22 protein-coding genes are annotated in these 25257 nt (G+C 65.0%); 11 read left to right on the plus strand and 11 right to left on the minus strand.

The features are described 5' to 3' along the window. Together FJ980_RS20180 and yihA (FJ980_RS20185) are read left to right on the plus strand one after the other, a co-directional pair. Window positions 1–284: CatB-related O-acetyltransferase (locus tag FJ980_RS20180; RefSeq protein WP_140545563.1), on the plus strand; the 284-nt coding region annotated here is incomplete at its 5' end. Between the two features lie 14 nt (window positions 285–298). Next, window positions 299–967 carry a ribosome biogenesis GTP-binding protein YihA/YsxC gene (gene yihA / locus FJ980_RS20185; protein ID WP_140545564.1) on the plus strand — a complete coding sequence of 223 codons (669 nt, stop codon included), beginning with the start codon at window positions 299–301 and terminating at the stop codon, window positions 965–967. 29 nt (window positions 968–996) lie between these two features. Here yihA (FJ980_RS20185) and FJ980_RS20190 read toward each other — a convergent pair whose 3' ends face one another. Beyond that, the gene (locus FJ980_RS20190; protein WP_246676477.1) at window positions 997–3456 is read right to left on the minus strand and encodes a DNA translocase FtsK; all 2460 of its coding nucleotides are present in this window, start codon (window positions 3454–3456) and stop codon (window positions 997–999) included. A 228-nt stretch (window positions 3457–3684) separates the two neighbouring features. Then, window positions 3685–4383 (minus strand): TetR/AcrR family transcriptional regulator, encoded by a 699-nt coding sequence (locus FJ980_RS20195; RefSeq protein WP_140545566.1) that lies wholly within the window; start codon window positions 4381–4383, stop codon window positions 3685–3687. Window positions 4384–4515: 132 nt separating this feature from the next. On the opposite strand from FJ980_RS20195, the gene FJ980_RS20200 reads away from it, so the two are divergent. Together FJ980_RS20200 and FJ980_RS20205 are read left to right on the plus strand one after the other, a co-directional pair. Next, entirely contained in the window at window positions 4516–5709 is a 1194-nt protein-coding gene (locus FJ980_RS20200) for an HlyD family secretion protein (protein WP_140545567.1), read from the plus strand. 117 nt (window positions 5710–5826) lie between these two features. Continuing rightward, on the plus strand, window positions 5827–7440 hold the full coding sequence (locus tag FJ980_RS20205; protein ID WP_140545568.1) for a DHA2 family efflux MFS transporter permease subunit: 1614 nt from the start codon (window positions 5827–5829) through the stop codon (window positions 7438–7440). Between the two features lie 444 nt (window positions 7441–7884). Here the strand turns inward: FJ980_RS20205 and msrB (FJ980_RS20210) are convergent, their stop codons facing one another. The 4 genes from msrB (FJ980_RS20210) to FJ980_RS20225 all read right to left on the minus strand — a co-directional run bounded on the left by msrB (FJ980_RS20210) (window position 7885) and on the right by FJ980_RS20225 (window position 10632). Continuing rightward, window positions 7885–8388, minus strand: coding sequence for a peptide-methionine (R)-S-oxide reductase MsrB (gene msrB, locus FJ980_RS20210; protein ID WP_071069177.1), 504 nt, complete (start codon window positions 8386–8388; stop codon window positions 7885–7887). Between the two features lie 231 nt (window positions 8389–8619). Then, window positions 8620–9177, minus strand: a complete 558-nt coding sequence (locus FJ980_RS20215; protein WP_140545569.1) for a fasciclin domain-containing protein — start codon at window positions 9175–9177, stop codon at window positions 8620–8622. A 205-nt stretch (window positions 9178–9382) separates the two neighbouring features. Next, complete coding sequence (locus tag FJ980_RS20220; RefSeq protein ID WP_140545570.1) at window positions 9383–10096, minus strand: anti-sigma factor; 714 nt, start codon at window positions 10094–10096, stop codon at window positions 9383–9385. Further along, entirely contained in the window at window positions 10093–10632 is a 540-nt protein-coding gene (locus FJ980_RS20225) for a sigma-70 family RNA polymerase sigma factor (RefSeq protein WP_140545571.1), read from the minus strand. Before FJ980_RS20225 ends, FJ980_RS20220 begins: the two co-directional genes overlap by 4 nt. A 202-nt stretch (window positions 10633–10834) precedes the next feature. Between FJ980_RS20225 and FJ980_RS20230 the strand changes: the two genes are divergently transcribed. Then, the gene (locus FJ980_RS20230; RefSeq protein WP_140545572.1) at window positions 10835–12349 is read left to right on the plus strand and encodes an amidase; all 1515 of its coding nucleotides are present in this window, start codon (window positions 10835–10837) and stop codon (window positions 12347–12349) included. Window positions 12350–12908: 559 nt separating this feature from the next. Here FJ980_RS20230 and FJ980_RS20235 read toward each other — a convergent pair. After that, window positions 12909–14423: an amidase gene (locus FJ980_RS20235; protein WP_140545572.1), complete on the minus strand. Its 1515-nt coding sequence runs from the start codon at window positions 14421–14423 to the stop codon at window positions 12909–12911. A 202-nt stretch (window positions 14424–14625) separates the two neighbouring features. Between FJ980_RS20235 and FJ980_RS20240 the strand changes: the two genes are divergently transcribed. The 4 genes from FJ980_RS20240 to msrB (FJ980_RS20255) all read left to right on the plus strand — a co-directional run bounded on the left by FJ980_RS20240 (window position 14626) and on the right by msrB (FJ980_RS20255) (window position 17373). Further along, window positions 14626–15165 carry a sigma-70 family RNA polymerase sigma factor gene (locus FJ980_RS20240; RefSeq protein ID WP_140545571.1) on the plus strand — a complete coding sequence of 180 codons (540 nt, stop codon included), beginning with the start codon at window positions 14626–14628 and terminating at the stop codon, window positions 15163–15165. Beyond that, window positions 15162–15875, plus strand: a complete 714-nt coding sequence (locus FJ980_RS20245) for an anti-sigma factor (protein WP_140545570.1) — start codon at window positions 15162–15164, stop codon at window positions 15873–15875. Before FJ980_RS20240 ends, FJ980_RS20245 begins: the two co-directional genes overlap by 4 nt. Window positions 15876–16080: 205 nt before the next feature. Next, complete coding sequence (locus tag FJ980_RS20250) at window positions 16081–16638, plus strand: fasciclin domain-containing protein (protein WP_140545569.1); 558 nt, start codon at window positions 16081–16083, stop codon at window positions 16636–16638. Between the two features lie 231 nt (window positions 16639–16869). After that, a complete protein-coding gene (msrB, locus tag FJ980_RS20255) occupies window positions 16870–17373 on the plus strand; it encodes a peptide-methionine (R)-S-oxide reductase MsrB (RefSeq protein ID WP_071069177.1) in 504 nt (167 codons plus the stop codon). Between the two features lie 444 nt (window positions 17374–17817). Here the strand turns inward: msrB (FJ980_RS20255) and FJ980_RS20260 are convergent, their stop codons facing one another. Then, window positions 17818–19431: a DHA2 family efflux MFS transporter permease subunit gene (locus FJ980_RS20260; protein ID WP_140545568.1), complete on the minus strand. Its 1614-nt coding sequence runs from the start codon at window positions 19429–19431 to the stop codon at window positions 17818–17820. A 117-nt stretch (window positions 19432–19548) separates the two neighbouring features. Beyond that, window positions 19549–20742, minus strand: a complete 1194-nt coding sequence (locus FJ980_RS20265; protein ID WP_140545567.1) for an HlyD family secretion protein — start codon at window positions 20740–20742, stop codon at window positions 19549–19551. Between the two features lie 132 nt (window positions 20743–20874). Between FJ980_RS20265 and FJ980_RS20270 the strand changes: the two genes are divergently transcribed. Continuing rightward, a complete protein-coding gene (locus FJ980_RS20270) occupies window positions 20875–21573 on the plus strand; it encodes a TetR/AcrR family transcriptional regulator (RefSeq protein ID WP_140545566.1) in 699 nt (232 codons plus the stop codon). Window positions 21574–21801: 228 nt separating this feature from the next. Further along, a complete protein-coding gene (locus FJ980_RS20275; RefSeq protein ID WP_246676477.1) occupies window positions 21802–24261 on the plus strand; it encodes a DNA translocase FtsK in 2460 nt (819 codons plus the stop codon). Between the two features lie 29 nt (window positions 24262–24290). Here the strand turns inward: FJ980_RS20275 and yihA (FJ980_RS20280) are convergent, their stop codons facing one another. Beyond that, window positions 24291–24959: a ribosome biogenesis GTP-binding protein YihA/YsxC gene (yihA, locus tag FJ980_RS20280; protein WP_140545564.1), complete on the minus strand. Its 669-nt coding sequence runs from the start codon at window positions 24957–24959 to the stop codon at window positions 24291–24293. A gap of 14 nt (window positions 24960–24973) precedes the next feature. Next, window positions 24974–25257 (minus strand): CatB-related O-acetyltransferase (locus FJ980_RS20285; protein WP_140545563.1); only part of this gene is annotated, 284 nt, incomplete at its 5' end.

The raw sequence follows: 25257 nt of genomic DNA on the forward strand, positions 1-25257 counted from the left end.
CGATCTACAATGACGTGTGGATCGGCATGGATGCGGTGATCATGCCGGGCGTGACGGTGGGCGACGGCGCCATTGTCGCCGCGAAATCGGTTGTCACGCACGACGTGCCGCCTTATGCGATCGTGGCCGGCAATCCGGCAAGGATAGTGAAGATGCGCTTCGACGAGTTCACGGTGCGGCGGCTGCTCAAGGCGGCCTGGTGGGACTGGCCGGTCGACAAGATCAGCCGCAACCTCAACGCCATTCGCGGCGCCGACATTTCAAGGCTGGAGGCAGCGGTTTGAACGCGCCCGAAAAAATGACAAACGACAAGACCCCGAACGAAACGGCGATCAGCCCGGAGCTGTTCACCCGTGGCTGGGTCTTCATCCGCGGCGTGCCGTCGATGAAGTTCCTGCCGCCGGAAGGCCCGCCGGAGATCGCCTTCGCCGGTCGTTCCAATGTCGGCAAATCGTCGCTGATCAACGCGCTGGTCGGGCACAAGGGCCTGGCGCGCACCTCGAACACGCCGGGGCGCACGCAGGAGCTCAATTATTTCGTGCCCGACGGCTTTTCCGGCGAGGGCGCCGACCTGCCGCCGATGGCGTTGGTCGACATGCCGGGCTACGGCTATGCCAGCGCGCCGAAGGACAAGGTCGATGAGTGGACGAAACTCATCTACGAATATCTGCAGGGCCGCGTGACGCTGAAGCGCGTCTATGTGCTGATCGACGCGCGCCACGGCATCAAGGCCAAGGACGAGGAAGTGCTGACGCTGCTCGACAAGGCGGCAGTCTCCTACCAGGTGGTGCTGACCAAGACCGACAAGATCAAGGCCGCCGGCGTGCCGAGGCTGGTCGAGGAGACGCTGGCCAAGATCAAGAAGCGGCCGGCGGCGTTTCCACTGGTGCTGGCCACCTCGTCGGAAAAAGCCGAGGGCCTGGACGAGCTGCGCGCCGCCATCGCTTTGGTAGCGAACGGCGGCTGACGCCGCCCGCCAGGGACCGACCCTCAGGATCAATCCATCTCGTCGCGTTCCGGCTCACGATCGCGCCGGCCGGTGAGGATCTCGCGCTTGCCGACATGGTTGGGGGCGCCGACCAGGCCTTCCTTTTCCATGCGCTCGACCAATGAGGCGGCGCGGTTGTAGCCGACGCCGAGGCGGCGCTGGATGTAGGAGGTCGAGCACTTCTTGTCGCGCTTGACCACTTTGACGGCTTCCTCATAGAGCGCGTCGCCATCCTCCTCGGCCATCGCGCTTTTGTCGAAGACCGGGCCGGCGTCGGCCGCTTCCTGTTCCTCTTCCTCGTCGGCGGTGACGGTGTCGAGATATTCGGGACGTCCCTGCGCCTTCAGATGCGCCACGACATGCTCGACCTCGACATCGGAAACGAAGGGGCCGTGCACGCGCGAAATGCGCCCGCCGCCGGCCATGTGCAGCATGTCGCCCTGGCCGAGCAGTTGCTCGGCGCCCTGCTCGCCGAGGATGGTGCGGCTGTCGATCTTCGACGTCACTTGGAACGAGATGCGGGTCGGGAAATTGGCTTTGATCGTGCCGGTGATGACATCGACGGACGGGCGTTGCGTCGCCATGATCAGATGGATTCCGGCGGCGCGCGCCATCTGCGCCAGCCGCTGGATGGCGCCTTCGATCTCCTTGCCGGCCACCATCATCAGGTCGGCCATCTCGTCGACGATGATGACGATATAGGGCATCGGCGCGAGGTCGATCGCGCGCTCCTCGAACAGCGGCTCGCCGGTGCCCCTCTCGAAGCCGGCCTGCACCTGCATGGTCACGACCTCGCCCTTGTCGCGGGCGCCTGCCGCGCGCTGGTTGTAGCCGTCGATGTTGCGCACGCCGAGGCGCGCCATCTTGCGGTAGCGATCCTCCATCTCGCGCACCGCCCATTTCAGCGCCGTGACGGCCTTTTTCGGATCGGTGACGACCGGCGTCAAAAGATGCGGGATGCCGTCATAGACGGAGAGCTCCAGCATCTTGGGGTCGACCATGATGAGACGGCATTCCTGCGGTTTCATCCGGAAGAGCAGCGACAGGATCATGGTGTTGATGGCGACCGACTTGCCCGACCCGGTGGTGCCCGCCACCAGGAGATGCGGCATCTTGGCGAGCTCAGCGATGACCGGTTCGCCGCCGATCGTCTTGCCGAGGCCGAGCGCCAGCTTGCAGGAGGTGTTGCGGAAGCCGGCCGAGCCGATCAGCTCGCGGAAATAGACCGTCTCGCGCGTCTCGTTGGGCAGCTCGATGCCGATGACATTGCGGCCCGGCACCACGGCCACTCGCGCCGAGACGGCCGACATGGAGCGGGCGATATCGTCGGCGAGCCCGATGACGCGGCTGGATTTCACGCCCGGCGCCGGCTCGAACTCGTACAGCGTGACGACCGGCCCCGGCCGGACATGGATGATCTCGCCCTTGACGCCGAAATCCTCCAGCACGCTTTCGAGCAGGTCGGCATTCTGCTCCATCCGCTCCTGCGACATGTAGAAGCCCTGGCCCTCGGGCGGCATCTGCAAAAGCTCTTCTGAAGGAAGCTCGTAGCCGCCCATCGCGGATAGCGGCACGACTTCGCCGGCGACGGGTAGGGAAGGTGCCTGCCTGGCTTTCCTAGCGCTTACCGGGTCGGAGATCGGCATGGGCTTGGCAGGCGCCGGTTGGGCGGCCGCCGGAGCCGGCACGGGCGCCGAGATCGGACTTGCCTCAACCGCGTTGGAGCGCCATTCGATGACCCGGTAAAATGACGTCGCCTCGCCCAGGAAGGCGGCGCGGGGCTGGACCGGTTGCGCGGCCGGACGCTGCGCCGGCACCGGCTGCATCAATGGCTGCGCCGGAACGGCAGGCGCCTGCGCGGCCTCAGTCAGACGCGCCCGCGCCAGGCGCTCGGCCAGGAAGGGCATGCCGAACTCGAAAAAGGCATGATCGGAAAGATAGGACCAGCGCAGTCCGCTCGGGCGCGGTTTTGGCGCCGGCGCAGCGGCAGCCTGGGTCGGCGCGGTCGGAGGGCTCGGGACGGCGGCTGGGGCAACAGTGGCTGGTGCGCGGACCAGCCTGGTTTGCATCGGCGCCGTGGCGGGAGCGGCGGAACTTTTCCGGACCGGAGCGGCTGGCGGCGGAGCCGGCGGCGCAGGCCGGACGGGCTCGGCCGCGGATGCCTTGGTCGGCGCATCCTCCGGCGGGGCGGCCCGCCTGGCGAGGTCGGTGTCCGGCGTGCGCGTGAAACGCACATTGGGCGCAAGGAAGAAATAGTTCTGCCAGGCGGGGAGGCCGAAATCGTCGCCGGCCGATTCGGACGATGCGTTACGAGCTGCGCTCGATTCGGCCCCGGGCAGGACTCGCAGCGGCACGACCTGCCCTGCTTGCGGGACCGCGCCATGGCGCCCGGTTTCCCGCGGATTGCGATGTTCGTCGTCGCTGTTGTGGGCTGAGGCGCCGGGATGAGTGGCACGGGGGAAACGCATGGATGTCATTCTCGAGACTCGCCGATTGAACGTCTCCCGAGACATAGGAAGCGATGGTTAACAGGTCCTTCCGAAAGCGCCTGCCGGACGATGCCGATCGATATTTTGAGAGGGGGGTCTTCAGGCCGGTCTTCTCGGTCGAGGCAGACCGCCGATGGACTTCGCGGAGACGCCTCGCGACCCCTTCAGCTTCGCCCTTCGCGCTCCGGGATCCGCATGCCCGAACGGTCAGGCCGATTGCAACGCCTTTTCCTCGGCGAGGAATTTTTCCGTGCCGTAGGCCTTGAGGAAGACATCGACACCGGAGGTCACGATGTGCTCGATCTCCGCCTGGCTCGGCGCCTTGGTGCGGTAGGAAAAGATGCACTGCCGGAACAGGCCGGCGAGACAGAGCTCGGTGAACTGATAGGCGGCAAGATCGACATCGTCGATCTTGAGCAGGCCGCGCTCGACGGCTTCATTGAGGAAGGCCATGACCCTGTCGTGGCCGCGCTTCGGGCCGCGCTCGTAAAACCGGGCGCCGAGCTCGGGTATCCTGTCGGACGCGCCGACCACCGTGCGCTGGGCCTGGATGACCTTGGCCGAGGTGATCTTGACCGACAGCACGGTGCCAAATTTCACCAGCGTCTTGCGCAGGTCGTCGAAGTGGTCGAGCACCTCATACATGTTCTTGAAGATGGTGCCGCGCTCTTCCTCGATGAGAGCCTCGAACAGCTCTTCCTTGTTCTCGAAATAGACGTAGATCGTGCCCTTGGAGACGCCGGCCTCGCGCGTGATGTCGTTCATCGAGGCCGCTTCAAAACCCTTATCTATAAAGACGCGGCGGGCGCCCTCGATGATCTGGGCCCGCTTTACGGGATCCTGCCCGGCCGCCGGGCGGCCCTTGCGTAAGTCGAGCAGATCGCTATCGGCTGTCGTGTCGACCATGGAAGTCGTTCCTTGAAAAATATTTCGAACCGCTCGGTTCGATTTCCTCTTGATATGGTCCTCTTTCCGCGCTATGTCAATCTCCAATTCGAACCGAACGGTTCAGTCTGACTGACATCCAGAGAGATCGCTATGTCCTCGAACGCGCCCGCCACCGCCGAAGTCCGCTCTTTTCCCAACGCCAAGGTCCAGCCTTCGACCGAAGCGCCGGAAGTTCCTGTCCAGCCCGCCGCTCCCGTTGCGACGCCCGCGGCTGAAGCACCCGCCAAGAAGAAGCGCTCTGTCCGCTCTTTCCTGTTACCGATCATCGGGCTTGCCCTGCTCGGCGCCGGTTCCTGGTATGGTTATAACTATTGGACCGACGGCCGGTTCATGATCTCCACCGACGACGCCTATGTCCAGGCCGATATGTCGTTCGTCTCGCCGAAAATATCCGGTTATATCGACAAGGTGCTGGTGAGCGAGAATCAGCTGGTCAAGGCCGGCGATCCGCTGTTCGTCATCGACAATGGCGACTACAAGATCGCCGTCGCCCAGGCCGAGGCGCAGATCGCCACCTTGGCGAAGACGCTCGACCGCATCGACGCCCAGACCAAGGCGGCCCAGGCCTCGCTGTCGCAGGCCCAGGCGCAGAAGGTCGCGGACCAGGCTTCTGCCGACAATGCGGCGCGCGCCCAGGTGCGGGCGGCGCAACTCGTCAAGACCCATGTCGGCACGCAGGCCCAGCTCGACGACGCCCAGACCGCGCTCGACCAGGCCAAGGCGGCGCTTGTCGGCGCCGATGCGCAGATCGCCGCGGCGCAAGCCAATATCGGCGTTCTGGAAGCCCAGCGCGCGGAGCAGGCCTCGACGCTCGCCTCGCTGCAGCTCAGCCGCGACAAGGCCCAGCGCGACCTGTCCTTCACCGTGCTGAAGGCGCCCTATGACGGCGTCGTCGGCAACCGCACGGTCGAGCAGGGCGATCTCGTCAGCCCCGGCCAGAAGCTCGCCGTCGTCGTGCCGATGGACAAGCTCTACATCGTCGGCAACTTCAAGGAGACGCAGCTCGGCCGGATGGTGCCTGGCGAGAAGGTCCGCATCACCGTCGACGCTATCGACGGCCAGTCCTTCGAAGGCACGGTTTCCTCGCTGGCGCCGGCTTCGGGCGCGGTGTTCTCGCTGCTTCCGCCGGAAAACGCCACCGGCAACTTCACCAAGGTGGTGCAGCGCGTGCCCGTGCGCATCGACGTGCCGGCCGACGTGCTGAAGGCCGGCAAGCTGCGCGCCGGGCTGAGCGTCGTCGTCGCTGTCGACAGCCGCACCGCGCCGGCTTCGACAACCAACTGATTGGGGGGCGGCCCGGCGGCCGATCGAGCGCCGGGCCGTCCAGCCTGCTTTATCGTTTTCGGCGCAATTCGGGACCGCCACGCGCTCGTCCCAGGAATTGCCCAGGGAGGCCATGACATGGCAACCGCAACCATCACCGCAGGATCAATGCCCGGACGTCCGGTCGTCGCCGCGCCGGCCCTGCCCGCCGACCATATGCCTGTGCGCCGCGTCGTCGCCTTCCTGGCGATGGTGTTCGGCATGTTCATGGCGATCCTGGACATCCAGATCGTCTCGGCCTCGCTCTCGGAAATCCAGGCGGGCCTGAGCGCCAGCTCCGACGAGATCCCGTGGGTGCAGACCGCCTACCTGATCGCCGAGGTGGTGATGATCCCGCTGTCCGGCTTCCTCAGCCGCATGCTGTCGACGCGCGTGCTGTTCACCACCGCGGCGGCCGGCTTCACCGCGGCCAGCGCGCTCGCCGCCACCGCCACCAATATCGACCAGATGATCGTCTACCGCGCCATCCAGGGCTTTATCGGCGGCGGCATGATCCCCAGCGTCTTCGCGGCCGCCTTCACCATCTTTCCGCCCTCCAAGCGCGCCATCGTCTCGCCGATGATCGGCCTGGTGGCGACGCTGGCGCCGACGATCGGCCCGACGGTGGGCGGCTATATCAGCCACGCCATGTCCTGGCACTGGCTGTTCCTGATCAATGTCGTGCCCGGCATCCTGGTGGCGACGGCAGCCTGGTCGCTGATCGATTTCGACAAGCCCAACCTGAAACTGTTCTCGAAGTTCGACTGGTGGGGCCTGATCGGCATGGCCGCTTTCCTCGGCTGCATGGAATATGTGCTTGAGGAAGGCCCGAACCACGACTGGCTGCAGGAGCCGGCGGTGTTCGCCTGCGCCATCATCATGACCATCGGCGGCGTCATCTTCTTCTGGCGCGTCTTCACCGCCGAGGAGCCGATCGTCGACCTGAGGGCCTTCAGCAACATCAACTTCGCCTTCGGCTCGCTGTTCTCCTTCGTCGTCGGCATCGGCCTCTATGGGCTCACCTATCTCTATCCGGTGTTCCTGGGCCGTATCCGCGGCTACGATTCGATGATGATCGGCGAGGCGCTGTTCGTCAGCGGCCTGGCGATGTTCTTCACCGCGCCCGTTGCCGGCATCCTGTCGAACAAGATCGACCTGAGGCTGATGATGATGATCGGCTTCGTCGGCTTTGCCACCGGCACCTGGTGGATGACGCATCTTACGGCCGACTGGGATTTCTATGAGCTGTTGATCCCGCAGATCCTGCGCGGCTGTTCGATGATGCTGTGCATGGTGCCGATCAACAACATCGCGCTCGGTACGCTGCCGCCGGAACGGCTGAAGAACGCGTCGGGCCTGTTCAATCTGACCCGCAACCTTGGCGGCGCCGTCGGCCTCGCGGTGATCAACACGGTGCTGATCGACCGCAACGCCTTCCACTATGCGCGGCTCTCCGAGCATGTGCAGTGGGGCAGCGAGACCGCGCAGACCAGGCTGCAGAACATGACGCAGAATTTCGAGCAGACCGCCGGTCTCGACGCAGCAAGCGCTGCGATCTCGAAGCTGTCCGGCATGGTGCACCAGCAGGCGGCGCTTTTGTCCTTCATGGACGTGTTCATGATGCTGACGGTGCTGTTCGCCTCGCTCGGATTTTTCGTTCTGTTCATCAACAAGCCGGCCCCGCAGGGCGGCGGTAGCGGCGGAGGCCATTGAGGAGCCGGAACCCCCGCCTGGCTTCCTCAACGCGTGACCCCGGAAATCGGTGTCGATTTCCGGGGTCATTCTCTTTGGAGAGATTGAACGTGTCTCTTTGTTTTTTAACGCAATTCCGGATGGAAACCGCTAGAGGCGCAAATCGCAATCGTCATTCCAGGGCGGAGCAGGAGCGCAGCTCCGTCGCGGAGACCCTGGAATCCATGCCGTTACCTTCGCCAAGGCGTGCAACGGAGCAAAATTCTGCACTGTGGCGGCGCTTCCAAGTCACGGAATGGATTCTATGGTCTGCGCCGCGTCGCTTCGCTCCTTGCTTCGCCATAGAATGACGACGTTGGGGCGGCCCCGGCGTTTGCGCTGATTCCCGGAAATGAACGGAAATCTTGCACCGAGACAAACGGCAACCTTTCAAAATCCCTGTGTCGGGGAACTAGACACTTTTGCTCAGGCTGAAGCCGGCTTGAAGCTTAGCGCCACGCCGTTGATGCAGTGGCGCAGGCCGGTGGGCGGCGGGCCGTCGTCGAAGACATGACCGAGATGGCCTCCGCAGCGCCGGCAGTGGACCTCGGTGCGGGTCATGCCGAGAGAATTGTCCACGGTCTTGCCGATGGAATTGGCGATCTCCTGGTAGAAGCTCGGCCAGCCGGTGCCGGAATCGAATTTCGTCTCGGACGAATAGACCGGCAGGTCGCAGCCGGCACAGGCGAAGATGCCCTTGCGATGCTCGTTGAGCAGCGGGCTGGTACCTGGATATTCGGTGCCTTGCTTGCGCAGCACGTCGAAGGCCTCGTCCGACAGAATGGCGTGCCATTCGGCATCGGTCTTGGTGACTTCGAACGTCTCGGCGGCGAGAGCGGGTTTCGGTCCGCCGGCACGCAGCATCGCTGCGGATCCGACGATGAGAGCGGTGGCGGCGGCCCCGCTCCAGAGAAAATCGCGACGGTTCATGGCCGTTCCTCCTGACGCATTTTGCCAAGATAGAGCCCGGGCCGGAAATCAAAAGCCGGTGACGCCCCATCTCCTCGTTCGAGCAATTCCGGACAGAACCTTCCTGGAACGTTCCGGATGCTGCTCCGCGCCGCCCTTGCGGGATGGTGCGGAGCAATCCTTGCCGGCGGCGCGGATCTTGGATGTCGCGGCCGGCGCTCAGCCATGTCTTCGCCGGCCGGGTCCGCTTTGTTACATCTTCGGCAAGAGAACCTTGTCGATGACGTGGATGACGCCGTTCGACTGGCGGGCATCGGCGATGGTGACATGGGCGACATTGCCGTTCTCGTCGGTGACGGTGACCTTGCCCTTCTCCGCCTTCAGCGTCAGCTCGCAGCCGCCGACGGTCTTGACCTGGTGGGCGCCGCCATCGGCCTTGGCCATCTTGGCGACGTCGGCGGCCAGCGCCTTGGCGGCGACGACATGGCAGGTCAGCACCTTGGTCAGCTTGTCCTTGTTCTCGGGCTTGAGCAGCGTGTCGACCGTGCCGGCGGGCAGCGCCGCAAAAGCCTCGTTGGTCGGCGCGAAGACGGTGAACGGACCGGCGCCCTGCAGCGTGTCGACCAGGCCGGCGGCCTTGACGGCGGCGACCAGCGTGGTGTGGTCCTTCGAATTGACGGCGTTCTCGATGATGTTCTTCTTGGCATACATCGGCGCGCCGCCGACCATCGGATTGGCAGCGTAGGCAACGGCGCCGAGCGCCGAAAGGCCAAGTGTAGAGGCAAGCAAAAGGGTGGCGAGTTTACGCATGGTGTCAGTCTCCTCGGGTTGTTTCTTCCCGTCCTTGGGAACGCGAGGAGATACGGGGCCGAAAAACGTTAGTTTCACGAAGGGCGCGAGTTTTTTATTCCAGTGCTTTATTGTGTCCGCGTCACCGATAGCAACAGCGAACTTTTCCTGCCTGGCAAAGGAGGATATACACTTCAGTTAGCCTTCGACAATCGGCTGACCAGGGTCAGATGCCCTTCAGGTCACCCGCGGCGACGACCGGACCGGTCGGCTGGCCGGTCGGCGAACCGCCAGGGGGCTCGAGGCTGACGGCGAGCACGGCGCCTTGCGCCAGCTTCTGCTGGACGGCCGGCGTGACCGCCATGCGCGCGGTCGGGCCGGTGGGGATGACGCCCATCGAGACCGGCGCGTTCTTGCCTTCGATCATCCACAGCTCGAAGTCCTTGCCGGCGCCGCGGTCGCCGGAGACCAGCGACAGGCCGACCTCGTGGCGGGCGGCGTCATAGACGGCAAGATATTTGACGTTGCTGTTGTCGGCGGCCAGAGAGGCGACCAGCCTGGTCTCGGGCGGCTTGACCGGCGGGTTGACGTAAGGCAGGGCGACATAGACGGCCAAAGCGGCGATGGCCGCTGCGGCGAGGCCGCGCCAGAAGGCAAGGCTCGCCCACAGGCCGCCGCTGGGCGTAGACACGGACGACGCGAACAGGCGGCGGTCGATTGCCACTTTCACCGAATCCGGCGGCTCGACCGCGGCATAGGCGGCGGCCATGGGCGCGAAATGGGCTTCCCAGGCATCGACCAGGCGGGCGAACGCCGCCTCGGCATCGATGCGACGGGAAGCGATCTGGCGCTCGTCGGCTGCCAGAACGCCGAGAACGTACTCGGCGGCGAGCAGATCGTCGCCTCCACGTTCCGGTCCGTTGTCCTCTGCCAGCGTCATCTTTCCAGGCATTCTCTCAGTTTCAGCAGGCTTCGCCGCAGCCAGGTCCGCATCGTGTTCAGCGGAACCTTGAAGCGCTCCGCCAGCTCGGCATAGCTTTCGCCGCCCAGATAGGCGCCCCGGACGGCCGCTGCCCGGTCTTGTTCCAGTTCGTCGAGGCAATGGTGGATGCGTTCGGTCTCGCCGCCCGCCACAGCCATGGCCTCGGGTCCCGGCGCCGGATCGGCGACGTCGAGGGCCATATCGATGTTGGCGGAAGGACTGCGCCGCGACCGGATGCGATCGATCGCATGGTTGCGCGCAACGGCCACCAGCCAGGAAATCGGGCTCAGATCGGAAACCGCGAAACGGTCCGCCTTCGTCCAGATTTTGACGAAGACCTCCTGCAGCGCTTCTTCCGCATCACCCCGGTCCCTCAAGACACGAAGGCAGACGCCGAAAAGTTTCCCGCTGGTCTGCTTGTAGAGCAGATCGAACGCAGCCCGGTCCTTCATCGAAGTCCGGACGATCAGCTTGCTGATGTCCTGAGGCCCCATGCAGGCAAATTAGAAGATTGCGATTTAATTGCAACGGCGGCGGAAGCGTTGTCCACCAGCGGCCGCGGGCCGATCCCAGGCGTCTCGACACTGGATCGTTGCCAAGCAAATCCTTGCCCCTTGCCCGACGCAATTCCAAACGGAAAACAGCTCACACTTTTCTTGGAATTGCTCTAGCCTCTCGAAAAACCGGGGGATGCGGATGTCGATCGAGCGTGTACTTTGGGAGCAGGATGCGACAGGGCTTGGCGAGCTCGTCCACAAAGGGGAAATCGCGCCGCAGGAGCTGGTCGATGCGGCGATCGCGCGCGCCGAAGCGACAAGGCTCGATATCAATGCGATTGCCACGCCGCTTTACGACGCCGCGCGGGCACGGGCCAAGACCGTCGACCGCACGCTGCCGCTGGCCGGCGTGCCCTTCGCGCTCAAGGATCTCGGCATCGGCATCAAGGGCGTGCCGATCCATGGCGGCAGCCGCATCCCGCCCTTCACCGCCGATTTCGACTCGGTAATGGTCGAGCGCTATCTGGCCGCCGGCTTGATCCCGATCGTCACCAGCACCTCCCCCGAGCATGGGCTCAGGTTGATGACGGAGTCGGCCCGCTTCGGCATCACCCGCAATCCCTGGAATACCGGGCACACGACCGGTGGCTCCTCCGGCGGCTCGGCGGCGCTCGTCGCCGCGGGCGTGGTGCCGGCGGCGCATGCTTCGGACGGCGGCGGCTCGATCCGCGTGCCTTCGGCCTGCAGCGGGCTGGTCGGCTTGAAGACCTCGCGCGGCCGCGTGCCACTGACGCCCCTCGTCAGCGAAAGCTGGTACGGCATGGTCGTCGACCACGCCGTCAGCCGCTCGGTGCGCGATACCGCGCTGCTGCTCGATCTCACCCACGGCGCCGATCCGCTCTCGCCCTATGCGGCCCGCGCACCGAAAGGCTCGTTTGCCGCAGCCGCGGCGCGCGAGCCCGGCAAGCTCAGCCTCGCCGTCTACCGCAAGTCGCCGCTCGGCCTGCCGATCTCGGCTGAGACGCTTGAGGCGCTCGACACCGCGGTGGCGCTGGCGCGCGAAGGCGGCCACACGGTGGAGGAGATCGACCTGCCTTTCATCGGCCGCGATTTCATTTCCGATTTCTGCCGGAGTGTCGCCGCGGCCGTTGCCGGCACGATGCGGGCCGAGGCGCAGCGCGTCGGCCGCCCGGTGGCCGGCGAGGTCGAGCGCGCCACGCGCGTGCTCACCCGTCTCGGTGAAATGTTGTCGGCCGGCGAGGTTTACGAGGGCGTGCAGCGGCTCAACGCCACGGCGCGGCGGCTGATCGAAGAGACCGCGCGCTACGACGCCGTGCTGATGCCGCTGATCGCGCATCCGCCTTTGGCCTGCGGTTCGATGGACCCCAAGGGCGCCGACGAATTCATCGAGAACCTGCTCGACAAACTGCATCTCACCCGCCTGCTCAAGGTCAAGGCGGTGTTCGGCCAGCTGATGGACAAGAGCCTGTGGTTCACCCATTGGCCGGCGATCCAGAACGTCAGCGGGCAGCCGTCGATCGCGCTGCCGGTGCACGTCACGGCGGACGGCCTGCCACTCGGCATCCAGGCCGCCGGCCGGCCCGGCGACGAGGAGACGCTTTTGTCCTTCGCCGCGCAGATGGAGAAGCTTTCGGGATGGCTGAAGCGGCGCGCGCCTCTCAAGGTGCCCGGCGGTTCTGCGCAGGGATTTTGAAAAGTTGCCGGTCCAACCTCGTCATTCCAGGGGCGGAGCAGCCGCGCAGCGGCGTCGCGGAGACCCTGGAATCCATTCCGTGACGTTGGTCAAAGAGTGCAGCGGAGCAGAATTCTACACCGCAGCAGCGCTCTGAAGCCACGGAATGGATCCTCGGGTCTGCGCGCGTCGCTTCGCTCCTTGCTCCGCCTGTGGATGACGAGGTTGGGCCGTTTCGGCCAATCTCCAAGGCATGCCGCTTGCCAACACAAACACGGCCTGCCCCGGCAAAATTACTGTGCTGGCGAATTAGCAGATTTCGTCATTGTGTCCGTGAAATCAGGGCAAACGCTGGCGATCGGCTGAAGGCTCCCAACCTCGTCATTCCAGGGCGGAGCAGCCGCGAAGCGGCGTCGCGCAGACCCGAGGATCCATTCCGTGGCTTCAGAGCGCTGCTGCGGTGTAGAATTCTGCTCCGCTGCACTCTTTGACCAACGTCACGGAATGGATTCCAGGGTCTCCGCGACGCCGCTGCGCGGCTGCTCCGCCCCTGGAATGACGAGGTTGGACCGGCAACTTTTCAAAATCCCTGCGCAGAACCGCCGGGCACCTTGAGAGGCGCGCGCCGCTTCAGCCATCCCGAAAGCTTCTCCATCTGCGCGGCGAAGGACAAAAGCGTCTCCTCGTCGCCGGGCCGGCCGGCGGCCTGGATGCCGAGTGGCAGGCCGTCCGCCGTGACGTGCACCGGCAGCGCGATCGACGGCTGCCCGCTGACGTTCTGGATCGCCGGCCAATGGGTGAACCACAGGCTCTTGTCCATCAGCTGGCCGAACACCGCCTTGACCTTGAGCAGGCGGGTGAGATGCAGTTTGTCGAGCAGGTTCTCGATGAATTCGTCGGCGCCCTTGGGGTCCATCGAACCGCAGGCCAAAGGCGGATGCGCGATCAGCGGCATCAGCACGGCGTCGTAGCGCGCGGTCTCTTCGATCAGCCGCCGCGCCGTGGCGTTGAGCCGCTGCACGCCCTCGTAAACCTCGCCGGCCGACAACATTTCACCGAGACGGGTGAGCACGCGCGTGGCGCGCTCGACCTCGCCGGCCACCGGGCGGCCGACGCGCTGCGCCTCGGCCCGCATCGTGCCGGCAACGGCCGCGGCGACACTCCGGCAGAAATCGGAAATGAAATCGCGGCCGATGAAAGGCAGGTCGATCTCCTCCACCGTGTGGCCGCCTTCGCGCGCCAGCGCCACCGCGGTGTCGAGCGCCTCAAGCGTCTCAGCCGAGATCGGCAGGCCGAGCGGCGACTTGCGGTAGACGGCGAGGCTGAGCTTGCCGGGCTCGCGCGCCGCGGCTGCGGCAAACGAGCCTTTCGGTGCGCGGGCCGCATAGGGCGAGAGCGGATCGGCGCCGTGGGTGAGATCGAGCAGCAGCGCGGTATCGCGCACCGAGCGGCTGACGGCGTGGTCGACGACCATGCCGTACCAGCTTTCGCTGACGAGGGGCGTCAGTGGCACGCGGCCGCGCGAGGTCTTCAAGCCGACCAGCCCGCTGCAGGCCGAAGGCACGCGGATCGAGCCGCCGCCGTCCGAAGCATGCGCCGCCGGCACCACGCCCGCGGCGACGAGCGCCGCCGAGCCGCCGGAGGAGCCACCGGTCGTGTGCCCGGTATTCCAGGGATTGCGGGTGATGCCGAAGCGGGCCGACTCCGTCATCAACCTGAGCCCATGCTCGGGGGAGGTGCTGGTGACGATCGGGATCAAGCCGGCGGCCAGATAGCGCTCGACCATTACCGAGTCGAAATCGGCGGTGAAGGGCGGGATGCGGCTGCCGCCATGGATCGGCACGCCCTTGATGCCGATGCCGAGATCCTTGAGCGCGAAGGGCACGCCGGCCAGCGGCAGCGTGCGGTCGACGGTCTTGGCCCGTGCCCGCGCGGCGTCGTAAAGCGGCGTGGCAATCGCATTGATATCGAGCCTTGTCGCTTCGGCGCGCGCGATCGCCGCATCGACCAGCTCCTGCGGCGCGATTTCCCCTTTGTGGACGAGCTCGCCAAGCCCTGTCGCATCCTGCTCCCAAAGTACACGCTCGATCGACATCCGCATCCCCCGGTTTTTCGAGAGGCTAGAGCAATTCCAAGAAAAGTGTGAGCTGTTTTCCGTTTGGAATTGCGTCGGGCAAGGGGCAAGGATTTGCTTGGCAACGATCCAGTGTCGAGACGCCTGGGATCGGCCCGCGGCCGCTGGTGGACAACGCTTCCGCCGCCGTTGCAATTAAATCGCAATCTTCTAATTTGCCTGCATGGGGCCTCAGGACATCAGCAAGCTGATCGTCCGGACTTCGATGAAGGACCGGGCTGCGTTCGATCTGCTCTACAAGCAGACCAGCGGGAAACTTTTCGGCGTCTGCCTTCGTGTCTTGAGGGACCGGGGTGATGCGGAAGAAGCGCTGCAGGAGGTCTTCGTCAAAATCTGGACGAAGGCGGACCGTTTCGCGGTTTCCGATCTGAGCCCGATTTCCTGGCTGGTGGCCGTTGCGCGCAACCATGCGATCGATCGCATCCGGTCGCGGCGCAGTCCTTCCGCCAACATCGATATGGCCCTCGACGTCGCCGATCCGGCGCCGGGACCCGAGGCCATGGCTGTGGCGGGCGGCGAGACCGAACGCATCCACCATTGCCTCGACGAACTGGAACAAGACCGGGCAGCGGCCGTCCGGGGCGCCTATCTGGGCGGCGAAAGCTATGCCGAGCTGGCGGAGCGCTTCAAGGTTCCGCTGAACACGATGCGGACCTGGCTGCGGCGAAGCCTGCTGAAACTGAGAGAATGCCTGGAAAGATGACGCTGGCAGAGGACAACGGACCGGAACGTGGAGGCGACGATCTGCTCGCCGCCGAGTACGTTCTCGGCGTTCTGGCAGCCGACGAGCGCCAGATCGCTTCCCGTCGCATCGATGCCGAGGCGGCGTTCGCCCGCCTGGTCGATGCCTGGGAAGCCCATTTCGCGCCCATGGCCGCCGCCTATGCCGCGGTCGAGCCGCCGGATTCGGTGAAAGTGGCAATCGACCGCCGCCTGTTCGCGTCGTCCGTGTCTACGCCCAGCGGCGGCCTGTGGGCGAGCCTTGCCTTCTGGCGCGGCCTCGCCGCAGCGGCCATCGCCGCTTTGGCCGTCTATGTCGCCCTGCCTTACGTCAACCCGCCGGTCAAGCCGCCCGAGACCAGGCTGGTCGCCTCTCTGGCCGCCGACAACAGCAACGTCAAATATCTTGCCGTCTATGACGCCGCCCGCCACGAGGTCGGCCTGTCGCTGGTCTCCGGCGACCGCGGCGCCGGCAAGGACTTCGAGCTGTGGATGATCGAAGGCAAGAACGCGCCGGTCTCGATGGGCGTCATCCCCACCGGCCCGACCGCGCGCATGGCGGTCACGCCGGCCGTCCAGCAGAAGCTGGCGCAAGGCGCCGTGCTCGCCGTCAGCCTCGAGCCCCCTGGCGGTTCGCCGACCGGCCAGCCGACCGGTCCGGTCGTCGCCGCGGGTGACCTGAAGGGCATCTGACCCTGGTCAGCCGATTGTCGAAGGCTAACTGAAGTGTATATCCTCCTTTGCCAGGCAGGAAAAGTTCGCTGTTGCTATCGGTGACGCGGACACAATAAAGCACTGGAATAAAAAACTCGCGCCCTTCGTGAAACTAACGTTTTTCGGCCCCGTATCTCCTCGCGTTCCCAAGGACGGGAAGAAACAACCCGAGGAGACTGACACCATGCGTAAACTCGCCACCCTTTTGCTTGCCTCTACACTTGGCCTTTCGGCGCTCGGCGCCGTTGCCTACGCTGCCAATCCGATGGTCGGCGGCGCGCCGATGTATGCCAAGAAGAACATCATCGAGAACGCCGTCAATTCGAAGGACCACACCACGCTGGTCGCCGCCGTCAAGGCCGCCGGCCTGGTCGACACGCTGCAGGGCGCCGGTCCGTTCACCGTCTTCGCGCCGACCAACGAGGCTTTTGCGGCGCTGCCCGCCGGCACGGTCGACACGCTGCTCAAGCCCGAGAACAAGGACAAGCTGACCAAGGTGCTGACCTGCCATGTCGTCGCCGCCAAGGCGCTGGCCGCCGACGTCGCCAAGATGGCCAAGGCCGATGGCGGCGCCCACCAGGTCAAGACCGTCGGCGGCTGCGAGCTGACGCTGAAGGCGGAGAAGGGCAAGGTCACCGTCACCGACGAGAACGGCAATGTCGCCCATGTCACCATCGCCGATGCCCGCCAGTCGAACGGCGTCATCCACGTCATCGACAAGGTTCTCTTGCCGAAGATGTAACAAAGCGGACCCGGCCGGCGAAGACATGGCTGAGCGCCGGCCGCGACATCCAAGATCCGCGCCGCCGGCAAGGATTGCTCCGCACCATCCCGCAAGGGCGGCGCGGAGCAGCATCCGGAACGTTCCAGGAAGGTTCTGTCCGGAATTGCTCGAACGAGGAGATGGGGCGTCACCGGCTTTTGATTTCCGGCCCGGGCTCTATCTTGGCAAAATGCGTCAGGAGGAACGGCCATGAACCGTCGCGATTTTCTCTGGAGCGGGGCCGCCGCCACCGCTCTCATCGTCGGATCCGCAGCGATGCTGCGTGCCGGCGGACCGAAACCCGCTCTCGCCGCCGAGACGTTCGAAGTCACCAAGACCGATGCCGAATGGCACGCCATTCTGTCGGACGAGGCCTTCGACGTGCTGCGCAAGCAAGGCACCGAATATCCAGGTACCAGCCCGCTGCTCAACGAGCATCGCAAGGGCATCTTCGCCTGTGCCGGCTGCGACCTGCCGGTCTATTCGTCCGAGACGAAATTCGATTCCGGCACCGGCTGGCCGAGCTTCTACCAGGAGATCGCCAATTCCATCGGCAAGACCGTGGACAATTCTCTCGGCATGACCCGCACCGAGGTCCACTGCCGGCGCTGCGGAGGCCATCTCGGTCATGTCTTCGACGACGGCCCGCCGCCCACCGGCCTGCGCCACTGCATCAACGGCGTGGCGCTAAGCTTCAAGCCGGCTTCAGCCTGAGCAAAAGTGTCTAGTTCCCCGACACAGGGATTTTGAAAGGTTGCCGTTTGTCTCGGTGCAAGATTTCCGTTCATTTCCGGGAATCAGCGCAAACGCCGGGGCCGCCCCAACGTCGTCATTCTATGGCGAAGCAAGGAGCGAAGCGACGCGGCGCAGACCATAGAATCCATTCCGTGACTTGGAAGCGCCGCCACAGTGCAGAATTTTGCTCCGTTGCACGCCTTGGCGAAGGTAACGGCATGGATTCCAGGGTCTCCGCGACGGAGCTGCGCTCCTGCTCCGCCCTGGAATGACGATTGCGATTTGCGCCTCTAGCGGTTTCCATCCGGAATTGCGTTAAAAAACAAAGAGACACGTTCAATCTCTCCAAAGAGAATGACCCCGGAAATCGACACCGATTTCCGGGGTCACGCGTTGAGGAAGCCAGGCGGGGGTTCCGGCTCCTCAATGGCCTCCGCCGCTACCGCCGCCCTGCGGGGCCGGCTTGTTGATGAACAGAACGAAAAATCCGAGCGAGGCGAACAGCACCGTCAGCATCATGAACACGTCCATGAAGGACAAAAGCGCCGCCTGCTGGTGCACCATGCCGGACAGCTTCGAGATCGCAGCGCTTGCTGCGTCGAGACCGGCGGTCTGCTCGAAATTCTGCGTCATGTTCTGCAGCCTGGTCTGCGCGGTCTCGCTGCCCCACTGCACATGCTCGGAGAGCCGCGCATAGTGGAAGGCGTTGCGGTCGATCAGCACCGTGTTGATCACCGCGAGGCCGACGGCGCCGCCAAGGTTGCGGGTCAGATTGAACAGGCCCGACGCGTTCTTCAGCCGTTCCGGCGGCAGCGTACCGAGCGCGATGTTGTTGATCGGCACCATGCACAGCATCATCGAACAGCCGCGCAGGATCTGCGGGATCAACAGCTCATAGAAATCCCAGTCGGCCGTAAGATGCGTCATCCACCAGGTGCCGGTGGCAAAGCCGACGAAGCCGATCATCATCATCAGCCTCAGGTCGATCTTGTTCGACAGGATGCCGGCAACGGGCGCGGTGAAGAACATCGCCAGGCCGCTGACGAACAGCGCCTCGCCGATCATCATCGAATCGTAGCCGCGGATACGGCCCAGGAACACCGGATAGAGATAGGTGAGCCCATAGAGGCCGATGCCGACGACGAAGGAGAACAGCGAGCCGAAGGCGAAGTTGATGTTGCTGAAGGCCCTCAGGTCGACGATCGGCTCCTCGGCGGTGAAGACGCGCCAGAAGAAGATGACGCCGCCGATGGTCATGATGATGGCGCAGGCGAACACCGCCGGCTCCTGCAGCCAGTCGTGGTTCGGGCCTTCCTCAAGCACATATTCCATGCAGCCGAGGAAAGCGGCCATGCCGATCAGGCCCCACCAGTCGAACTTCGAGAACAGTTTCAGGTTGGGCTTGTCGAAATCGATCAGCGACCAGGCTGCCGTCGCCACCAGGATGCCGGGCACGACATTGATCAGGAACAGCCAGTGCCAGGACATGGCGTGGCTGATATAGCCGCCCACCGTCGGGCCGATCGTCGGCGCCAGCGTCGCCACCAGGCCGATCATCGGCGAGACGATGGCGCGCTTGGAGGGCGGAAAGATGGTGAAGGCGGCCGCGAAGACGCTGGGGATCATGCCGCCGCCGATAAAGCCCTGGATGGCGCGGTAGACGATCATCTGGTCGATATTGGTGGCGGTGGCGGCGAGCGCGCTGGCCGCGGTGAAGCCGGCCGCCGCGGTGGTGAACAGCACGCGCGTCGACAGCATGCGGCTGAGGAAGCCGGACAGCGGGATCATCACCACCTCGGCGATCAGGTAGGCGGTCTGCACCCACGGGATCTCGTCGGAGCTGGCGCTCAGGCCCGCCTGGATTTCCGAGAGCGAGGCCGAGACGATCTGGATGTCCAGGATCGCCATGAACATGCCGAACACCATCGCCAGGAAGGCGACGACGCGGCGCACAGGCATATGGTCGGCGGGCAGGGCCGGCGCGGCGACGACCGGACGTCCGGGCATTGATCCTGCGGTGATGGTTGCGGTTGCCATGTCATGGCCTCCCTGGGCAATTCCTGGGACGAGCGCGTGGCGGTCCCGAATTGCGCCGAAAACGATAAAGCAGGCTGGACGGCCCGGCGCTCGATCGGCCGCCGGGCCGCCCCCCAATCAGTTGGTTGTCGAAGCCGGCGCGGTGCGGCTGTCGACAGCGACGACGACGCTCAGCCCGGCGCGCAGCTTGCCGGCCTTCAGCACGTCGGCCGGCACGTCGATGCGCACGGGCACGCGCTGCACCACCTTGGTGAAGTTGCCGGTGGCGTTTTCCGGCGGAAGCAGCGAGAACACCGCGCCCGAAGCCGGCGCCAGCGAGGAAACCGTGCCTTCGAAGGACTGGCCGTCGATAGCGTCGACGGTGATGCGGACCTTCTCGCCAGGCACCATCCGGCCGAGCTGCGTCTCCTTGAAGTTGCCGACGATGTAGAGCTTGTCCATCGGCACGACGACGGCGAGCTTCTGGCCGGGGCTGACGAGATCGCCCTGCTCGACCGTGCGGTTGCCGACGACGCCGTCATAGGGCGCCTTCAGCACGGTGAAGGACAGGTCGCGCTGGGCCTTGTCGCGGCTGAGCTGCAGCGAGGCGAGCGTCGAGGCCTGCTCCGCGCGCTGGGCTTCCAGAACGCCGATATTGGCTTGCGCCGCGGCGATCTGCGCATCGGCGCCGACAAGCGCCGCCTTGGCCTGGTCGAGCGCGGTCTGGGCGTCGTCGAGCTGGGCCTGCGTGCCGACATGGGTCTTGACGAGTTGCGCCGCCCGCACCTGGGCGCGCGCCGCATTGTCGGCAGAAGCCTGGTCCGCGACCTTCTGCGCCTGGGCCTGCGACAGCGAGGCCTGGGCCGCCTTGGTCTGGGCGTCGATGCGGTCGAGCGTCTTCGCCAAGGTGGCGATCTGCGCCTCGGCCTGGGCGACGGCGATCTTGTAGTCGCCATTGTCGATGACGAACAGCGGATCGCCGGCCTTGACCAGCTGATTCTCGCTCACCAGCACCTTGTCGATATAACCGGATATTTTCGGCGAGACGAACGACATATCGGCCTGGACATAGGCGTCGTCGGTGGAGATCATGAACCGGCCGTCGGTCCAATAGTTATAACCATACCAGGAACCGGCGCCGAGCAGGGCAAGCCCGATGATCGGTAACAGGAAAGAGCGGACAGAGCGCTTCTTCTTGGCGGGTGCTTCAGCCGCGGGCGTCGCAACGGGAGCGGCGGGCTGGACAGGAACTTCCGGCGCTTCGGTCGAAGGCTGGACCTTGGCGTTGGGAAAAGAGCGGACTTCGGCGGTGGCGGGCGCGTTCGAGGACATAGCGATCTCTCTGGATGTCAGTCAGACTGAACCGTTCGGTTCGAATTGGAGATTGACATAGCGCGGAAAGAGGACCATATCAAGAGGAAATCGAACCGAGCGGTTCGAAATATTTTTCAAGGAACGACTTCCATGGTCGACACGACAGCCGATAGCGATCTGCTCGACTTACGCAAGGGCCGCCCGGCGGCCGGGCAGGATCCCGTAAAGCGGGCCCAGATCATCGAGGGCGCCCGCCGCGTCTTTATAGATAAGGGTTTTGAAGCGGCCTCGATGAACGACATCACGCGCGAGGCCGGCGTCTCCAAGGGCACGATCTACGTCTATTTCGAGAACAAGGAAGAGCTGTTCGAGGCTCTCATCGAGGAAGAGCGCGGCACCATCTTCAAGAACATGTATGAGGTGCTCGACCACTTCGACGACCTGCGCAAGACGCTGGTGAAATTTGGCACCGTGCTGTCGGTCAAGATCACCTCGGCCAAGGTCATCCAGGCCCAGCGCACGGTGGTCGGCGCGTCCGACAGGATACCCGAGCTCGGCGCCCGGTTTTACGAGCGCGGCCCGAAGCGCGGCCACGACAGGGTCATGGCCTTCCTCAATGAAGCCGTCGAGCGCGGCCTGCTCAAGATCGACGATGTCGATCTTGCCGCCTATCAGTTCACCGAGCTCTGTCTCGCCGGCCTGTTCCGGCAGTGCATCTTTTCCTACCGCACCAAGGCGCCGAGCCAGGCGGAGATCGAGCACATCGTGACCTCCGGTGTCGATGTCTTCCTCAAGGCCTACGGCACGGAAAAATTCCTCGCCGAGGAAAAGGCGTTGCAATCGGCCTGACCGTTCGGGCATGCGGATCCCGGAGCGCGAAGGGCGAAGCTGAAGGGGTCGCGAGGCGTCTCCGCGAAGTCCATCGGCGGTCTGCCTCGACCGAGAAGACCGGCCTGAAGACCCCCCTCTCAAAATATCGATCGGCATCGTCCGGCAGGCGCTTTCGGAAGGACCTGTTAACCATCGCTTCCTATGTCTCGGGAGACGTTCAATCGGCGAGTCTCGAGAATGACATCCATGCGTTTCCCCCGTGCCACTCATCCCGGCGCCTCAGCCCACAACAGCGACGACGAACATCGCAATCCGCGGGAAACCGGGCGCCATGGCGCGGTCCCGCAAGCAGGGCAGGTCGTGCCGCTGCGAGTCCTGCCCGGGGCCGAATCGAGCGCAGCTCGTAACGCATCGTCCGAATCGGCCGGCGACGATTTCGGCCTCCCCGCCTGGCAGAACTATTTCTTCCTTGCGCCCAATGTGCGTTTCACGCGCACGCCGGACACCGACCTCGCCAGGCGGGCCGCCCCGCCGGAGGATGCGCCGACCAAGGCATCCGCGGCCGAGCCCGTCCGGCCTGCGCCGCCGGCTCCGCCGCCAGCCGCTCCGGTCCGGAAAAGTTCCGCCGCTCCCGCCACGGCGCCGATGCAAACCAGGCTGGTCCGCGCACCAGCCACTGTTGCCCCAGCCGCCGTCCCGAGCCCTCCGACCGCGCCGACCCAGGCTGCCGCTGCGCCGGCGCCAAAACCGCGCCCGAGCGGACTGCGCTGGTCCTATCTTTCCGATCATGCCTTTTTCGAGTTCGGCATGCCCTTCCTGGCCGAGCGCCTGGCGCGGGCGCGTCTGACTGAGGCCGCGCAGGCGCCTGCCGTTCCGGCGCAGCCATTGATGCAGCCGGTGCCGGCGCAGCGTCCGGCCGCGCAACCGGTCCAGCCCCGCGCCGCCTTCCTGGGCGAGGCGACGTCATTTTACCGGGTCATCGAATGGCGCTCCAACGCGGTTGAGGCAAGTCCGATCTCGGCGCCCGTGCCGGCTCCGGCGGCCGCCCAACCGGCGCCTGCCAAGCCCATGCCGATCTCCGACCCGGTAAGCGCTAGGAAAGCCAGGCAGGCACCTTCCCTACCCGTCGCCGGCGAAGTCGTGCCGCTATCCGCGATGGGCGGCTACGAGCTTCCTTCAGAAGAGCTTTTGCAGATGCCGCCCGAGGGCCAGGGCTTCTACATGTCGCAGGAGCGGATGGAGCAGAATGCCGACCTGCTCGAAAGCGTGCTGGAGGATTTCGGCGTCAAGGGCGAGATCATCCATGTCCGGCCGGGGCCGGTCGTCACGCTGTACGAGTTCGAGCCGGCGCCGGGCGTGAAATCCAGCCGCGTCATCGGGCTCGCCGACGATATCGCCCGCTCCATGTCGGCCGTCTCGGCGCGAGTGGCCGTGGTGCCGGGCCGCAATGTCATCGGCATCGAGCTGCCCAACGAGACGCGCGAGACGGTCTATTTCCGCGAGCTGATCGGCTCGGCCGGCTTCCGCAACACCTCCTGCAAGCTGGCGCTCGGCCTCGGCAAGACGATCGGCGGCGAACCGGTCATCGCTGAGCTCGCCAAGATGCCGCATCTCCTGGTGGCGGGCACCACCGGGTCGGGCAAGTCGGTCGCCATCAACACCATGATCCTGTCGCTGCTCTTCCGGATGAAACCGCAGGAATGCCGTCTCATCATGGTCGACCCCAAGATGCTGGAGCTCTCCGTCTATGACGGCATCCCGCATCTTTTGACGCCGGTCGTCACCGATCCGAAAAAGGCCGTCACGGCGCTGAAATGGGCGGTGCGCGAGATGGAGGATCGCTACCGCAAGATGGCGCGCCTCGGCGTGCGCAACATCGACGGCTACAACCAGCGCGCGGCAGGCGCCCGCGACAAGGGCGAGGTCGTGACCATGCAGGTGCAGGCCGGCTTCGAGAGGGGCACCGGCGAGCCGCTGTTCGAGGAGCGCGCGATCGACCTCGCGCCGATGCCCTATATCGTCATCATCGTCGACGAGATGGCCGACCTGATGATGGTGGCCGGCAAGGAGATCGAAGGCGCCATCCAGCGGCTGGCGCAGATGGCGCGCGCCGCCGGAATCCATCTGATCATGGCGACGCAACGCCCGTCCGTCGATGTCATCACCGGCACGATCAAAGCCAATTTCCCGACCCGCATCTCGTTCCAAGTGACGTCGAAGATCGACAGCCGCACCATCCTCGGCGAGCAGGGCGCCGAGCAACTGCTCGGCCAGGGCGACATGCTGCACATGGCCGGCGGCGGGCGCATTTCGCGCGTGCACGGCCCCTTCGTTTCCGATGTCGAGGTCGAGCATGTCGTGGCGCATCTGAAGGCGCAGGGACGTCCCGAATATCTCGACACCGTCACCGCCGACGAGGAAGAGGAACAGGAAGCGGCCGACGCCGGCCCGGTCTTCGACAAAAGCGCGATGGCCGAGGAGGATGGCGACGCGCTCTATGAGGAAGCCGTCAAAGTGGTCAAGCGCGACAAGAAGTGCTCGACCTCCTACATCCAGCGCCGCCTCGGCGTCGGCTACAACCGCGCCGCCTCATTGGTCGAGCGCATGGAAAAGGAAGGCCTGGTCGGCGCCCCCAACCATGTCGGCAAGCGCGAGATCCTCACCGGCCGGCGCGATCGTGAGCCGGAACGCGACGAGATGGATTGATCCTGAGGGTCGGTCCCTGGCGGGCGGCGTCAGCCGCCGTTCGCTACCAAAGCGATGGCGGCGCGCAGCTCGTCCAGGCCCTCGGCTTTTTCCGACGAGGTGGCCAGCACCAGTGGAAACGCCGCCGGCCGCTTCTTGATCTTGGCCAGCGTCTCCTCGACCAGCCTCGGCACGCCGGCGGCCTTGATCTTGTCGGTCTTGGTCAGCACCACCTGGTAGGAGACTGCCGCCTTGTCGAGCAGCGTCAGCACTTCCTCGTCCTTGGCCTTGATGCCGTGGCGCGCGTCGATCAGCACATAGACGCGCTTCAGCGTCACGCGGCCCTGCAGATATTCGTAGATGAGTTTCGTCCACTCATCGACCTTGTCCTTCGGCGCGCTGGCATAGCCGTAGCCCGGCATGTCGACCAACGCCATCGGCGGCAGGTCGGCGCCCTCGCCGGAAAAGCCGTCGGGCACGAAATAATTGAGCTCCTGCGTGCGCCCCGGCGTGTTCGAGGTGCGCGCCAGGCCCTTGTGCCCGACCAGCGCGTTGATCAGCGACGATTTGCCGACATTGGAACGACCGGCGAAGGCGATCTCCGGCGGGCCTTCCGGCGGCAGGAACTTCATCGACGGCACGCCGCGGATGAAGACCCAGCCACGGGTGAACAGCTCCGGGCTGATCGCCGTTTCGTTCGGGGTCTTGTCGTTTGTCATTTTTTCGGGCGCGTTCAAACCGCTGCCTCCAGCCTTGAAATGTCGGCGCCGCGAATGGCGTTGAGGTTGCGGCTGATCTTGTCGACCGGCCAGTCCCACCAGGCCGCCTTGAGCAGCCGCCGCACCGTGAACTCGTCGAAGCGCATCTTCACTATCCTTGCCGGATTGCCGGCCACGATCGCATAAGGCGGCACGTCGTGCGTGACAACCGATTTCGCGGCGACAATGGCGCCGTCGCCCACCGTCACGCCCGGCATGATCACCGCATCCATGCCGATCCACACGTCATTGTAGATCG

The organism is Mesorhizobium sp. B1-1-5, from assembly GCF_006443065.1.
In the GTDB taxonomy this organism is placed as follows: Bacteria; Pseudomonadota; Alphaproteobacteria; order Rhizobiales; family Rhizobiaceae; genus Mesorhizobium.

Excerpts from the sequence above, each read along its gene's own strand:
- yihA (WP_140545564.1), top strand. The coding sequence starts at position 299 with ATGACAAACGACAAGACCCCGAACGAAACGGCGATCAGCCCGGAGCTG.
- FJ980_RS20190 (WP_246676477.1), bottom strand. The coding sequence starts at position 3,456 with ATGCGTTTCCCCCGTGCCACTCATCCCGGCGCCTCAGCCCACAACAGC.
- FJ980_RS20195 (WP_140545566.1), bottom strand. The coding sequence starts at position 4,383 with ATGGTCGACACGACAGCCGATAGCGATCTGCTCGACTTACGCAAGGGC.
- FJ980_RS20200 (WP_140545567.1), top strand. The coding sequence starts at position 4,516 with ATGTCCTCGAACGCGCCCGCCACCGCCGAAGTCCGCTCTTTTCCCAAC.
- FJ980_RS20205 (WP_140545568.1), top strand. The coding sequence starts at position 5,827 with ATGGCAACCGCAACCATCACCGCAGGATCAATGCCCGGACGTCCGGTC.
- msrB (WP_071069177.1), bottom strand. The coding sequence starts at position 8,388 with ATGAACCGTCGCGATTTTCTCTGGAGCGGGGCCGCCGCCACCGCTCTC.
- FJ980_RS20215 (WP_140545569.1), bottom strand. The coding sequence starts at position 9,177 with ATGCGTAAACTCGCCACCCTTTTGCTTGCCTCTACACTTGGCCTTTCG.
- FJ980_RS20220 (WP_140545570.1), bottom strand. The coding sequence starts at position 10,096 with ATGACGCTGGCAGAGGACAACGGACCGGAACGTGGAGGCGACGATCTG.
- FJ980_RS20225 (WP_140545571.1), bottom strand. The coding sequence starts at position 10,632 with ATGGGGCCTCAGGACATCAGCAAGCTGATCGTCCGGACTTCGATGAAG.
- FJ980_RS20230 (WP_140545572.1), top strand. The coding sequence starts at position 10,835 with ATGTCGATCGAGCGTGTACTTTGGGAGCAGGATGCGACAGGGCTTGGC.
- FJ980_RS20235 (WP_140545572.1), bottom strand. The coding sequence starts at position 14,423 with ATGTCGATCGAGCGTGTACTTTGGGAGCAGGATGCGACAGGGCTTGGC.
- FJ980_RS20240 (WP_140545571.1), top strand. The coding sequence starts at position 14,626 with ATGGGGCCTCAGGACATCAGCAAGCTGATCGTCCGGACTTCGATGAAG.
- FJ980_RS20245 (WP_140545570.1), top strand. The coding sequence starts at position 15,162 with ATGACGCTGGCAGAGGACAACGGACCGGAACGTGGAGGCGACGATCTG.
- FJ980_RS20250 (WP_140545569.1), top strand. The coding sequence starts at position 16,081 with ATGCGTAAACTCGCCACCCTTTTGCTTGCCTCTACACTTGGCCTTTCG.
- msrB (WP_071069177.1), top strand. The coding sequence starts at position 16,870 with ATGAACCGTCGCGATTTTCTCTGGAGCGGGGCCGCCGCCACCGCTCTC.
- FJ980_RS20260 (WP_140545568.1), bottom strand. The coding sequence starts at position 19,431 with ATGGCAACCGCAACCATCACCGCAGGATCAATGCCCGGACGTCCGGTC.
- FJ980_RS20265 (WP_140545567.1), bottom strand. The coding sequence starts at position 20,742 with ATGTCCTCGAACGCGCCCGCCACCGCCGAAGTCCGCTCTTTTCCCAAC.
- FJ980_RS20270 (WP_140545566.1), top strand. The coding sequence starts at position 20,875 with ATGGTCGACACGACAGCCGATAGCGATCTGCTCGACTTACGCAAGGGC.
- FJ980_RS20275 (WP_246676477.1), top strand. The coding sequence starts at position 21,802 with ATGCGTTTCCCCCGTGCCACTCATCCCGGCGCCTCAGCCCACAACAGC.
- yihA (WP_140545564.1), bottom strand. The coding sequence starts at position 24,959 with ATGACAAACGACAAGACCCCGAACGAAACGGCGATCAGCCCGGAGCTG.